The sequence below is a fragment of the Winogradskyella sp. PC D3.3 genome (assembly GCF_054366245.1).
This window is the reverse complement of the sequence record NZ_CM135962.1, coordinates 2,113,585-2,126,493: the sequence shown is the minus strand read 5'-3', so window position 1 is coordinate 2,126,493 and position 12,909 is coordinate 2,113,585. Positions and strand designations below refer to the sequence as shown.

Sequence of the window (12,909 nt, the reverse complement as noted above, 5' to 3'; positions counted from 1 at the left end):
TACACAGAAATATGTTTAATAAAAATATAAAATTAGTCATTGCCGCATTAATTATAGGTTACGGCATATATCAATTCACTGAAGGTTATATTGGTAATGGAATAATGTACCTCCTACTATCTACGATATTCATTTTTCTTTACTTTAAGAATGAAATCATTTTACTTTCATTTTTAAAATTAAGGAAACAAGATTTTGTTGGTGCTAAAAAATGGTTAGACAAAATAAAGAACCCTGAAAGCGCCTTAGTCAAAAAACAACAAGGTTATTTGAACTACCTTAATGGAATTATGGTTTCACAAACCAATATGAACGAAGCTGAAGCTTATTTTAAGAAAGCGATTAGTTTAGGTCTATCCATGGACCATGATTTAGCAATGGCAAAATTGAATTTAGCTGGAATTGCTTTTTCTAAACGCAGAAAACCAGAAGCTCAAAAACTTTTAGCTGAAGCTCAAAAATTAGACAAACGAGATATGCTTGCGGAACAAATCAAGATGATGAAGGATCAAATGAAAAAAGCTTCTATTCCAAAACAGCAATACGGTCAGCCAACATCTGCAAGACAAAATAGAAGAAGTAGACGCTAAATTTCTACTATACTTTCTTTTTTAGATATACTGGTTGAAAGCTTATTACTAACATTGTTGAGACAAATAAGATAAGCAGATACCACGTGTTTTGCATTAAATCAAAGTAATCTATTCTCCCTTCTGAAAAGCTCAGAATCATTAATACCTGCGCTCCATAAGGAAGTATCCCTTGCGTTATACAGGCAAAAATATCTAAAATTGAAGCTGTTTTTCGGTTATTTAAACCATAGTCATCATTAATTGTTTTTGCAATGGCCCCCGTTATAATTATAGATACGGTATTATTTGCAATAGCCATATTTATGGTACTCACCAATGCTGCAATTCCAAATTGAGCAGACGTTTTACTTTTTATAAAAACTTTAATTTTAGTTAAAATATAATCTATACCACCATTTTTTTCTACCAAAGCAGCCAAGCCTCCGGTTAATAGCGATAGTAAAAATATCTCTGTCATGTTAGTAAACCCTGTATATGCAATTCTTGTGGATTCCATAAGGCTAAAGTCACCATCAAAAACCCCCAGAATACCTGCAGAAATGATTCCTAAAAAAAGCGTAACAAATACATTAACTCCTATGACAGATAATAGAATAACTAATACATAAGGTACTATTTTCAGCACAGAATACTGATATATGACGTCTTCTAAAGCACTAGAATTTAAATTAAATCCTTGAACTGCTAAAATCACTACTGTAATTAATGCTGCAGGAAGCGCTATTTTAATATTTTCTTTAAACTTATCACTCATTTTACAATCGAGAGACTGTGTTGCTGCAATAGTTGTATCTGATATTACAGATAAATTATCACCAAACATAGATCCGCCTAATAATGCACCACAAAGAATCGCTAACGATATATCACCTTGGCTAGAAAAACCAACTACTATTGGAGCTAAAGTCACTATTGCACCTACTGAAGTTCCCGTTGAAATGGATAGAAAAGCTGAAATCACAAATACACCTAAATAGATATATTGAATAGCAATATAATCCATACCAAGATTTACGATGGCGTCAACACTACCTGTGGCTTTTGTAATTGCAGCAAATGCCCCTGCTAACAAATAAATTAGACACATGGTTAATATTTTATAATCACCACAACCTTTTAAAAGCGTTCTTATTTTAGAATCAATGGATTGTTTAAACATTAAGAAAGCCACAACAATACCTACTATAACGGCTATTGGCGCTGGTAACACATAAAAGTCATCTTTATAGATTCCTATACCTAAAAAGGTCAATACAAAGACTAATAATGGAATTAATGCGGTAAAATTTGCTGTTGAATTTTTCGAGGTTTTCATTCTTAGGGTTCATAAAAAAGAAGACCGAAAGCAAATACGGTAGAAAATTATGTTAACATTTTTTCCAAAGTATTGGCTTATCATTTTAGCACCTTGCTTGTTAATGCAGGTTGCTATCTCCTTTTGAGATTCTTGATAATTTTATTTAAGTCCGCAAATATAGAACATATAATTATAGCTCCCTTAACCGTTATGTTAATTGATTCTTATAAACAGAAGAATAAAACCCATAAATTATAATAACGGTGCCATCAGACGTGCGGTAGCTTCAATCATTTTTGTACGCTTAGAGCGATTCTGCCAGGATTTTAATTCTAACTTTTCACAATGCTTTAAATCATCCTTAAAAAATTGTGTGAGTTCACTACTAATGTTCTTATCGTAAATTAAAGCATTGACTTCAAAATTTATATTAAAACTTCTGTAGTCCATATTAGTAGTTCCAATGGTACTAAACACCCCATCTACAACCATCGTTTTTGCATGAATAAATCCTTTGGTATATTGATACACCTCTACCCCTGCTTCTAAGAGCATTTCTAAATAAGAATTTGTGGCATATTCAGCAATCCATGAATCTGATGTTTTTGGTACAATTATTTTTACTTTAATATTACTTCTAGAGACCACCTGAAGTGCTGTAAGAATTTCAGAATTAGGAATAAAATAAGGAGTTGTTATATAAATATGATCTTCAGCATTAGTTATAGCAACAAAAATAGCTTCCATAATATTAGACCAATCTGTATCTGGGCCACTAGCAGCAATTTGAAGAGGCACATTAGCCTTAGAATTGTGTTTTGGAAAATAGGCTTTAGAAATTTCTAATGTTGAGCCATTAACAAAATCCCAAGTCGTGAAAAACAATATTTGAAGCGGTTTTACAGCTTCTCCAACCAATCGAATATGCGTATCTCTCCAATACCTATCGTTATTGGCATTGACATAATTATCAGAAATATTGATTCCACCTACATAACCAATTTTACCATCAATGACTATAATTTTGCGATGGTCACGATAATTCATCTGACCAGTAAATCTCGAAAACAAAACAGGCATAAACGCTTCTATTTCTACTCCACAATCCTTTAATTTTCGTTTCATTTTAGACGAAATAGAACTTCCTACATCATCAATTACAATTCTAATCTCTAAACCTTCACTTGCTTTTTTACATAACAAATTAAGCACTTCAGTACCTATTTTGTCATCCTTAATCACAAAATATTCGAGATGAATGTGATGTTTTGCCTCCTTTAAATCTTTAAATAACAGCGCAAACTTGTTGTCACCATTTTTAATAAGCCTTACATCATTATTAATCGTTAATTTCGATTTTTCGCTATTATATAATAAGGGAATTAACTTTGATTTTTGATCGAGTAAATCATCAACTTCATTAATATCTTTGGTATCTAGCTCTAGTTCCTCTTGAATTTTCTTAACAATAGACTGATTTAGAACATTTTTTCTACTGAATATTTTAATCTTCCGGTATTCTTGTCCGAAAAAATAATACACAATTATTCCTAAAAATGGAAACGCTAATAAGCCTATGATATAACTTAATGCTTTTGTGGGATTAAGTTTTTTAAGTAAAATAGTTACAACCGCAGATAAGGCAATGGTATAATTGAGAACAATTAAAACTTGCCAAATATGATTTTTAATAAACTCCAAAAATTATGGATTGGTGTTGTAATACCCTTTCTCAGGAATTTCTATAAAATACGATTTTCTAGAACTGTTATTTAAATGCGGTTCTCTTAACCAAGGGTTATGAAGTTTTAGAATTTTATAGTTAATTCCGAACTGCTTTGCAAACTGAGAAAAATCAGTAACAGCAGTATCAACTTCAACTTTATAAGTTGGTATGTCTTTATATAAATGCGATTTATTAAAATTGAATCCATACTTATCAGGGTTAGAAAGTATTTCTTTCAAAGCTACAATTCTAAAAACATAACGGCCTGTTTCTTCCCCCAGCAATAAGTCGTAATACCCTTCAACATCTTGTTCTTTCAATCGTCTTGAAACGCCGAAATTTCCTGCATTATATGCAGCAGCAGCTTTGGTCCACGACCCTAAACTTTCTTTGGCTTTCTTCAAGTATTCACAAGCAACCTCAGTGGCTTTTTCTAAATTATACCGTTCATCGACGTTAGCATTTACTTCTAAGCCATTTTCTTTTCCTGTGGCTGCCATTATTTGCCATACACCACTAGCGCCTGCAGGAGATTTTGCAGTTGGTACTAATCCACTTTCAATTACTGCTAAATACTTAAAATCATCTGGCACACCGTTTTTCTTCAAAATTGGCTCTATAATTGGAAAATACTTTTTAGCACGTTTAAACATTAAAAGGCCATTAGACTGCCAATACGTATTCACTAACAATTCTCTATCCATACGCTCGTAAATATCAGGATCGTTAACAGGTACGGCCTCACCAGCAAAGTTTAAATCATCTGGCATTTCTAGTGCATATACATTGTAATTATTAACAATAGGATCTTCTTTTCCCAACAAATGATCTGGCAAAGTCATTTCATCTGGTGATTTTTGCATTGAAAAAATAAACAAGCCCGATATACAAATCACACCTATTAATGCTAAACTATTTTTTATGATTTTCATGTCTATGAAATTTAATGTTTTTTATGTCCCAAGCTATTTTCGTTTTGTTACTCCTTTGATTAACAACAACTTTAACAGTCTCGTTTTATAATTTTTCTTTTTTATAAATGTAATCAATCTAATAACACCATTCAAATTCAAGCCATAATAAGTTTTGGTAAATTTTCGTTAAACCATTTATACTTACTAATAACCATAATATGTGTTCCGCCTTTAATAACAATACAATTTCCTCCGCAAGAATGAGGGAACACAGCATCTTTATCACCGTGAATATAGATTGCATTAGGATGCGGTTCTTCTTGATTCCAACACACCACTTGCTTAATTGCCCAATCTAAATAAGTCTTATCATTAACAGAAAGGTACTTTTTATACAAATCCACGCGTTTTTTTACCGTTTCACCAAACGCATATTTAGCCAATAAATCAATATTACTAACCAATTGCGTTGGTAGTATTTTGTACGCTTTGGTTACCTTAAGTAATTTTAATCGTTTTGGTAACTCGTGGTGTGATTTAACGCTAGAAACCACAATTAATTTTTTAAGGTTGAGAAACTTGCTCATTTCCTGAACTAAAATACCGCCAAATGAGACCCCAAGTAAAACGACATTATCATGCTTTACAAATTTACACATGCGTTCGGCATAGGCAATAAGGCTTTCATTAGCCTCAGGAATTTGCCATTCTAACCAATGAATTTCAAAGGCCTCTTCTGGTAATTTAATATGTTCGAAAATGGTAGGGTTTGCAGCCATTCCTGGCATTAAATAAACATGGATTAATTCACTATTCATAGGTCTTAAAACTTTAATTCTGGGACGTCTTAATTAATTACAATTTAAGGTTTTAACATCGATAACCTAAAACATTCGTTGATTTTTTGTACCTTTGCACAGCAAAACTATATAAAATATAGTATCTACACTGCCGACCGCCGAATTTAATATATAAAATTATGACAGAAACTGCTGAATTAATTGACAATGATTTCCTGCGTCAATTTGAATTAAAAGTTGAGAACGAACTGGCTATTATCGAGTACTCTTTGCAAGAACGAAAGATTTTCTTAACTAAAATGATTATTCCTGACACTATTAGAACGGACGAATTTGAGTTAGATTTTATTGATTTAGTTTTTACTAACATTAAAGAACGCAATATTAGTGTGGTACCAACAAGTCCTGAAATTGCAAAATTTGTAAGGCGAAATAGAAAATACAAACGTATGCTTCCTGTAGGTATTCGTATATAACTTAAAAAAGTTATATTAAAAAACCCGAAACGTTTTAAATGTTTCGGGTTTTTTAATATTTAAATTTAATACCTGTTATTGCTTTGTGTAAATTAATTTTAAGTCTTTAGTTTCTAAGACCTCAGAAAAATCATCATTATAAATATCCACGGCATCTTTATACACTGTAGTTAACGTATTGTCACTTAAAACGTAAACTCTATTTGAAATTTTAAACGTGTTTTCTTCTATTATATCATATGTAGAAGCAAAACTTATAATCCCCTCTCTATTGCAGTCTGAATTAAGCTTATAACGGCCGGTATTAACTTCTTTATAAAACCTGAGTGTATTAGAAAATTCATTCCCAGAAGTTATCATACCATTGGTATCAAAGCTTAAGGTTTCTCGTTCATTACAATCGATTTCATCAAGAAGATTTGTATGAGCTATACCATCTTCATTAACATCAAAAGGTATATCAATGGTTCGTGTTGTTAATAACCAAACCCCAGTAATTTGATGGTCATTACGATCTGAACACGATGTTATAAAACCTAATAAACCAATAAGGGAACAAGCTATGGATCTTTTAATCAAAGTTGAAATATTAATGGCTCCAAATATAAAACGAAATAACTTAACATGGAAAATAAGCTGTAATAAAACGTGTTAAGCTCAACTCTTTAGTGTCAAGTTTTCTTCAAATTCAAAACGAACCAAACCATCTTCATCAATCTTCGTTAATCGCACTTTTTCTAGGGTATTCACCAATTCCGGATTCCAAGGAGCTTTTACTTTTACATAATTCTCTGTAAAACCATGAATATAGCCCTCCTTATTTTCTCCTTCAAACAATACTGTTCTATTGGTATTTAATTGATTTTCATAAAATGCACGCCGTTTTTTAGCAGATAAGCCCCTTAACATTTTACTGCGTTTGGCTCGTTTTGCTTTAGATACCACATCAGGCATTTGCGCGGCTTCTGTATTATCGCGTTCCGAATATTGAAACACATGTAAATACGAAATATCCAATGCGTTTAAAAAGTTATAAGTTTCTAAAAACAATTCATCCGTTTCACCCGGAAAACCAACAATAACATCCACACCAATACAAGCATGAGGCATAACTTCTTTTATTTTTGAAACTCTGTCCACATACAATTCTCTCATATAGCGACGTTTCATCTTTTTAAGAATGGCATTGCTTCCACTTTGTAAAGGCACGTGAAAATGAGGTACAAAAGCTCTAGAATTTGAAACTAAATCTATCGTTTCGTTTTTTAGTAAGTTAGGTTCTATTGAGGAAATTCTTAAACGTTCAATCCCTTCAACTTGGTCTAATTCTGTAACTAAGTCTAAAAAAGTGTGTTCGTGTTTTTTATTTCCAAACTCCCCTTTTCCATAATCGCCAATATTTACACCGGTCAATACAATTTCTTTAATACCCTGTTCTGATATCTCTTGAGCATTCTTCAAAACACTGGTCATTGTATCGCTACGCGAAATCCCTCTAGCCAATGGAATGGTACAATAGGTACATTTATAATCGCAACCGTCTTGAACTTTTAAAAAGGCTCTTGTTCTATCTCCAATTGAATAACTTCCAACATAGAAATCGGCATCTTCAATTTCACAAGAATGTACTTCACCAAAATCATTTTTAGAGAGGTCATTTAAATAATCGGTAATCTTAAATTTCTCTGTAGCTCCCAAAACCAAATCCACTCCATTTACATCGGCCAATTCTTCTGGCTTTAATTGCGCGTAGCAACCTATAGCCGCCACAAATGCATTTGGATTATTTTTTTGAGCTTGTTTAACAATTGTCTTAAAACGCTTATCCGCATTTTCTGTTACCGAACAGGTATTTATGACATAAATGTCTGCCGCTTCCTTAAAATCTACACGATCAAATCCTTCATCTTTAAAACTTCTAGCTATTGTAGAGGTTTCAGAAAAATTAAGTTTACAACCTAGTGTATAAAATGCGACTTTTTTTGTTGGATTCATTCTTGTACTTTTACCAAGTTGGCAAATTTACAACATATAAGTTATATGCTAAAACTCACACCATTCTTATTCAATAGATTGCTTAATATTGCATTAATTTTGATGGTATGCTCATGTACATCAAAAGAAACTGCAACATTAGACCATCTGGTTTTTAGATACAATGAACATAAAAATATTGGTTCTTTAGATCCTGCATTTTCTAAAGATTTAGCTGACATTTGGGCAACTCATCAGCTATTTAACGGTTTAGTTCAAATGGATGACCAACTCAATGTAAAACCCTGCATTGCTAAACATTGGACTATTACAGACAGCGCAACAACCTATACGTTTACGCTTCGAGATGATGTATTTTTTCATAAACACGAATTGTTTGGAAAGGATTCTACCCGAAAAACGATAGCCTCAGATTTTGAATATAGTTTCAACAGATTAAAAGATAAAGCCATTGCTTCACCCGGAAGTTGGGTTTTAAATAAAGTTGAAGACTTTTCAGCAATTAATGATTCGACTTTTCAGATTAAATTAAAACAGGCATTTCCTGCGTTTTTAGGCTTATTAACCATGAAGTACTGTTCTGTGGTCCCAAAAGAGATTGTAGACCATTATGGTAATGATTTTAGATCACACCCTATTGGAACTGGCCCCTTTAAGTTTAAACGTTGGGAAGAAAATTTGAAATTAGTCTTTAGAAAACATAACAACTATTTTGAAACCGATTCCTTAGGCCAAGCCTTACCTTATCTTGAAGCTGTTGCCATTACGTTTTTACCCGATAAACAGAGTGAATTTCTTCAGTTCGCCCAAGGTAATATCGATTTTGTCTCTGGTTTAGATGGCTCGTATAAAGATGAAATTTTAACCACAGTCGGACAGTTAAAATCTAATTACGCGAATGATGTAAAAATGATACGTGGTCCTTATCTCAACACTGAATATTTAGCTTTTTTTATGGAAACCAAGGTTAAAGCTATTCAATCTTTAAAACTAAGAAAAGCCATTAACGTTGGTTTTGATCGTCATAAAATGATGGTGTATTTGCGAAATGGTATCGGAATTCCGGCAAATGGTGGATTCATTCCAAAAGGTTTACCTGGTTTTGATGCCACAATTGGTTTTAAATATCAGCCTGAATTAGCAAAACAATTGGTCTCAGAATTTAAAGCTGAAACAGGAATTACACATCCTGAAATAACACTAACCACAACTAGTAATTACTTAAGTTTTTGTGAATTTATTCAACGAGAGCTTCAAAAAACAGGCTTATTGGTGAATGTTGACGTGATTCCTCCTTCAAGTTTAAAAGACGCCAAAGCCAATGGCCAAGTCGATTTTTTTAGAGCAAGCTGGATTGCCGATTATCCAGATGCTGAAAATTATTTATCCTTATACTACAGCAAAAACTTTGCGCCAAACGGTCCGAATTACACCCATTTTAAAAATGAAGCCTTTGATAAACTATATGAAGCAGCTTATTTAGAAACCAATTATAACAAACGCATAGCACTATATACTAAAATGGATTCTTTAATTATGGCTTCTGCTCCAATAGTACCTATGTTTTATGATGAAGTGGTTAGATTTACCCGGAAAAATGTAACGGGTTTAGGCATTAACGCTACTAATTTACTAGAACTGAAATCCGTCAAAAAAAGTGAACTTAATAATTAAAATCGTAACGGTTTTAAAGCAACACTTGATAATGAGGTTTTAAGAACTAATTTCTAAGGCTTGTAAAAAATATAAACGGCCGTGTAAATTCTGCTTTTTAAATGGTATTAGTTTTTTCTATAGGATTTTGTTTCTTCAAAAATATGATTTAAAATCGCTTTGTCTTGGTCGGTAAATTCTTCTTTACGTCTTGCCATAACAACTTCTGCAACCTCAAAAGCTTTCTCAGTTTTATAAGTTACAAAACCTTTACTTCCGCCCCAAGAAAAACTTGGCACAAAATTTCTAGGAAAACCACTTCCAAAGATATTAGCGCTTACTCCTACAACAGTGCCTGTATTAAACATAGTGTTAATTCCACATTTACTGTGATCTCCCATCATTAGTCCACAAAATTGTAATCCTGTTTTAGCAAAGCCCTCCGTATTATAATCCCAAAGTCTAACTTCTGCGTAATTATTTTTTAAATTACTCGTATTAGTATCTGCCCCCAAGTTACACCACTCTCCTAAAACTGAATTTCCTAAAAAGCCATCGTGACCTTTATTAGAGAATCCGAAAATCACAGAATTACTGACTTCACCTCCAACTTTACTATGAGGTCCCACAGTCGTTGGTCCATAAATTTTACTCGCCATCTTTAAGGTTGCATTATTACATAACGCAAAAGGCCCTCTTACCATAGAGCCTTCCATCACTTCTGCATCTCTACCAATATAAATTGGTCCTGAACTAGCATTTAAGGTCGCAAAATTTAAAGTAGCCCCCTTTTCGATAAAGATATTTTCGGGATTAATAGTATTTATTGTCGAAGGTATTGGTTGCGACTGTCTATCCTTTGTAATTAAATTAAAATCTTCAATTATTGCATCACCATTTAAGGCAAAAATATCCCAAGTATGTTCTATTTTTAAAAGCTCTCCTTCGAACTCAATAGCGTCAAAAGTTGAAAAATCATTAACTTCTTCACCTTCTTTAACAAAAAAGGCGATAACATCTTCACCTTTAAATAAAGCCTGATTATGATTTAGGTTTTTTACAACTTCTACAACTTCCATATTAGGCAGAAAAGAAGCATTAATCATAATATTATTTTCCATTTCTACCATAGGAAACTTATCTGCCAAGTAGTCTTCTGTAACCGTTGTTGTGGTATATTCTATATACGATTCCCATTTTTGGCGTATCGTTAAAATACCGACTCTTAAGTCCGCAACTGGTCTTGTAAATGTAAATGGTAAAAGATTATTACGATAAGGACCATCAAATAATATGTAGTTCATGGTAAGGTTTTAGGTTAGACGCTGATCGTTAGAAGTGTCATTTTCTAAACTTCAACTTAATTGTGACACCAAAAATAGCTTAATTGCTTAAAATAAAAAAGCCTTTCTGATAACAGAAAGGCTTTTTTATATGTATAAGTAAGCGAAGTTTATTTTTTAAACTTAGCATATTTGTTTTTAAACTTGTCAATACGACCAGCTGTATCTACCAATTTAGATTTACCTGTATAGAAAGGATGAGATGTTCTTGAAATCTCCAATTTTACTAATGGATATTCAGTACCATCTACATCGATAGTTTCATTTGTATCTGCTGTAGATTTTGTTAAGTATACCTCTTCATTAGACATATCTTTAAACGCTACTACTCTATAATTTTCTGGATGTATTCCTGCTTTCATCACTAAATGCTTTAAATGTATTCGATTTTTCGAGGTGCAAATTTAAGTAAATTTTATAAATCTACAATCTTTTTGATTAATTTTATTTAGCAAATGTATGTAACATTTCCGTAACTTTGACTACTAACTAGATAATTAACCAAAAACTTACTATTTATTATGGATAAATCCTTCAAACCTTCCTCTGTTAATTACGGTCTGTATTTAGCACTAATACTATCATCTTTTACTATAATTGGGTATGCTGTTTATCTCGATCTGTTTACGCAATGGTGGTTTGGTATAGGGCAAATGTTTATCGTTATCATTTTTGGAATGGTTGCCGCAATGAAAGCAAAAAAAACCCTTGGAGGTTTTATTAGCTTTAAAGACGCATTCACTGCTTTTTTTATTACAATTGCTATTGGGGTGTCAATTCCTGCTCTTGTAGGCTTTATTATTTTTAATATCGTTGATACAGAAGCTGCAAGTATTCTCCAACAAAAAATCATAGATAATCAGTTAGCAATGATGGAAAGATTTGGTGCACCACAAGCATCAATTGATGAAGCCATGGAACAAATACAAAAAGAAGACAGTTTCTTCTCTCTAGGAAACACTATTAAGTCTATTGCATATCAACTTGTTGGCTTTAGTATTATTGGACTTATTGTTGCAGCAGCCACTAAAAAAAATGATCCGCACGCAGCTTAAATAATTTCTTTATTTTTGAAGAATAGAAATTATACCTAAATCATATGGATATATCAGTAGTAATTCCACTACTTAACGAACGCGACTCTTTAAAAGAATTACATGATTGGATAGTATCTGTAATGCTATCCAATCAGTTTTCTTATGAGATTCTTTTTATAGACGACGGTAGCACTGATAAATCGTGGCAAATTATTTCTGAACTTGGTGAAATTAATCCCAAAGTAAAAGGTATTAAGTTTCTTAAAAACTTTGGTAAATCACAAGCCTTACATGCTGGTTTCGCCAAAGCAGAAGGAGATGTGGTTATTACTATGGATGCTGACTTACAAGACAATCCTGAAGAAATCCCTGAACTCTTTAAAATGATTAAAACTGATGGTTTTGATCTTGTTTCTGGTTGGAAAAAGAAACGGTATGATTCTTATTTCTCTAAAAATTTACCTTCAAAATTATTTAATTGGGCAGCAAGACGCACGTCTGGTGTTACCCTAAATGATTTTAATTGTGGTTTAAAAGCGTACAGCAATACCGTTGTAAAACATATTGATGTGTATGGAGAAATGCATCGCTACATTCCTGTACTAGCTAAAAATGCTGGCTTTACTAACATTGGGGAAAAAGTAGTACAGCACCAAGCACGTAAATATGGGCATACTAAATTTGGGATGAATCGTTTTGTCAATGGCTTTTTAGACCTCATTACGATTTGGTTTGTGTCTCACTTTGGAAAACGACCAATGCACCTTTTTGGAGCACTTGGTGTGATTATGTTTTTTATCGGGTTTTGTTTTTCATCTTATTTAGGTATCGACAAATTATTTTTAAACCCAACAGGACGTCTTATCACTGAACGTCCGCAATTCTACATTGCATTATCTACAATGATTATAGGTTCTCAATTATTTATTGCAGGCTTTTTAGGGGAGCTCATTTTACGCTCTAACCGTCAACAACAACGCTATTTTATAAAAGAAAATTTGAATCTTTCTTAATAAGACAATTTTATTGTTTACAAGACTTATTAAATTTTTGAATTGTTTATTTTTGTTAATAA

At 32.6% G+C, this 12,909-nt stretch carries 13 protein-coding genes and 1 riboswitch; of the genes, 5 read left to right on the top strand and 8 right to left on the bottom strand.

The genetic code is table 11. From position 1 onward, the window contains the following. The first annotated feature begins 11 nt into the window (after positions 1–11). Complete coding sequence (locus tag ACXGSQ_RS09185; RefSeq protein ID WP_458625907.1) at positions 12–590, top strand: DUF2892 domain-containing protein; 579 nt, start codon at positions 12–14, stop codon at positions 588–590. Between the two features lie 7 nt (positions 591–597). Here the strand turns inward: ACXGSQ_RS09185 and ACXGSQ_RS09180 are convergent, their stop codons facing one another. The 4 genes from ACXGSQ_RS09180 to ACXGSQ_RS09165 form a co-directional block, all read right to left on the bottom strand. Then, positions 598–1,908, bottom strand: a complete 1,311-nt coding sequence (locus ACXGSQ_RS09180; protein WP_458625906.1) for a Na+/H+ antiporter NhaC family protein — start codon at positions 1,906–1,908, stop codon at positions 598–600. A gap of 48 nt (positions 1,909–1,956) precedes the next feature. Then, positions 1,957–2,052: riboswitch (SAM-I-IV-variant riboswitch) on the bottom strand. A 90-nt stretch (positions 2,053–2,142) separates the two neighbouring features. Then, complete coding sequence (cls, locus tag ACXGSQ_RS09175) at positions 2,143–3,591, bottom strand: cardiolipin synthase (RefSeq protein WP_458625905.1); 1,449 nt, start codon at positions 3,589–3,591, stop codon at positions 2,143–2,145. Between the two features lie 3 nt (positions 3,592–3,594). After that, a complete protein-coding gene (locus ACXGSQ_RS09170; protein WP_458625904.1) occupies positions 3,595–4,548 on the bottom strand; it encodes a lytic transglycosylase domain-containing protein in 954 nt (317 codons plus the stop codon). Positions 4,549–4,685: 137 nt separating this feature from the next. Next, entirely contained in the window at positions 4,686–5,348 is a 663-nt protein-coding gene (locus ACXGSQ_RS09165; protein WP_458625903.1) for an alpha/beta hydrolase, read from the bottom strand. Between the two features lie 161 nt (positions 5,349–5,509). Here ACXGSQ_RS09165 and ACXGSQ_RS09160 point away from each other — a divergent pair, with 161 nt between their 5' ends. Continuing rightward, entirely contained in the window at positions 5,510–5,806 is a 297-nt protein-coding gene (locus ACXGSQ_RS09160) for an N-acetyltransferase (RefSeq protein WP_458625902.1), read from the top strand. 75 nt (positions 5,807–5,881) lie between these two features. Here ACXGSQ_RS09160 and ACXGSQ_RS09155 read toward each other — a convergent pair whose 3' ends face one another. Both ACXGSQ_RS09155 and mtaB read right to left on the bottom strand, forming a co-directional pair. Continuing rightward, positions 5,882–6,385, bottom strand: a complete 504-nt coding sequence (locus ACXGSQ_RS09155) for a hypothetical protein (protein ID WP_458625901.1) — start codon at positions 6,383–6,385, stop codon at positions 5,882–5,884. A 78-nt stretch (positions 6,386–6,463) separates the two neighbouring features. Further along, entirely contained in the window at positions 6,464–7,801 is a 1,338-nt protein-coding gene (gene mtaB, locus ACXGSQ_RS09150; RefSeq protein WP_458625900.1) for a tRNA (N(6)-L-threonylcarbamoyladenosine(37)-C(2))-methylthiotransferase MtaB, read from the bottom strand. 45 nt (positions 7,802–7,846) lie between these two features. On the opposite strand from mtaB, the gene ACXGSQ_RS09145 reads away from it, so the two are divergent. Beyond that, the gene (locus tag ACXGSQ_RS09145; RefSeq protein WP_458625899.1) at positions 7,847–9,475 is read left to right on the top strand and encodes an ABC transporter substrate-binding protein; all 1,629 of its coding nucleotides are present in this window, start codon (positions 7,847–7,849) and stop codon (positions 9,473–9,475) included. A gap of 107 nt (positions 9,476–9,582) precedes the next feature. On the opposite strand, the gene ACXGSQ_RS09140 is transcribed toward ACXGSQ_RS09145, so the two are convergent. Together ACXGSQ_RS09140 and ACXGSQ_RS09135 are read right to left on the bottom strand one after the other, a co-directional pair. Further along, on the bottom strand, positions 9,583–10,758 hold the full coding sequence (locus ACXGSQ_RS09140; protein WP_458625898.1) for a GlmU family protein: 1,176 nt from the start codon (positions 10,756–10,758) through the stop codon (positions 9,583–9,585). Between the two features lie 149 nt (positions 10,759–10,907). Continuing rightward, complete coding sequence (locus tag ACXGSQ_RS09135) at positions 10,908–11,159, bottom strand: type B 50S ribosomal protein L31 (protein ID WP_092443965.1); 252 nt, start codon at positions 11,157–11,159, stop codon at positions 10,908–10,910. Positions 11,160–11,318: 159 nt separating this feature from the next. Between ACXGSQ_RS09135 and ACXGSQ_RS09130 the strand changes: the two genes are divergently transcribed. Then, on the top strand, positions 11,319–11,852 hold the full coding sequence (locus tag ACXGSQ_RS09130; protein WP_458625897.1) for a DUF4199 domain-containing protein: 534 nt from the start codon (positions 11,319–11,321) through the stop codon (positions 11,850–11,852). Positions 11,853–11,896: 44 nt separating this feature from the next. Next, complete coding sequence (locus ACXGSQ_RS09125) at positions 11,897–12,847, top strand: glycosyltransferase family 2 protein (RefSeq protein WP_458625896.1); 951 nt, start codon at positions 11,897–11,899, stop codon at positions 12,845–12,847. Positions 12,848–12,909 lie beyond the last annotated feature (62 nt).

Bases quoted from the DNA above. Each gene is read 5' to 3' on its own strand.
- ACXGSQ_RS09185 (WP_458625907.1), top strand. From the start codon at position 12: ATGTTTAATAAAAATATAAAATTAGTCATTGCCGCATTAATTATAGGT.
- ACXGSQ_RS09165 (WP_458625903.1), bottom strand. From the start codon at position 5,348: ATGAATAGTGAATTAATCCATGTTTATTTAATGCCAGGAATGGCTGCA.
- ACXGSQ_RS09135 (WP_092443965.1), bottom strand. From the start codon at position 11,159: ATGAAAGCAGGAATACATCCAGAAAATTATAGAGTAGTAGCGTTTAAA.
- ACXGSQ_RS09140 (WP_458625898.1), bottom strand. From the start codon at position 10,758: ATGAACTACATATTATTTGATGGTCCTTATCGTAATAATCTTTTACCA.
- mtaB (WP_458625900.1), bottom strand. From the start codon at position 7,801: ATGAATCCAACAAAAAAAGTCGCATTTTATACACTAGGTTGTAAACTT.
- ACXGSQ_RS09125 (WP_458625896.1), top strand. From the start codon at position 11,897: ATGGATATATCAGTAGTAATTCCACTACTTAACGAACGCGACTCTTTA.
- ACXGSQ_RS09170 (WP_458625904.1), bottom strand. From the start codon at position 4,548: ATGAAAATCATAAAAAATAGTTTAGCATTAATAGGTGTGATTTGTATA.
- ACXGSQ_RS09180 (WP_458625906.1), bottom strand. From the start codon at position 1,908: ATGAAAACCTCGAAAAATTCAACAGCAAATTTTACCGCATTAATTCCA.
- ACXGSQ_RS09145 (WP_458625899.1), top strand. From the start codon at position 7,847: ATGCTAAAACTCACACCATTCTTATTCAATAGATTGCTTAATATTGCA.
- ACXGSQ_RS09130 (WP_458625897.1), top strand. From the start codon at position 11,319: ATGGATAAATCCTTCAAACCTTCCTCTGTTAATTACGGTCTGTATTTA.
- ACXGSQ_RS09160 (WP_458625902.1), top strand. From the start codon at position 5,510: ATGACAGAAACTGCTGAATTAATTGACAATGATTTCCTGCGTCAATTT.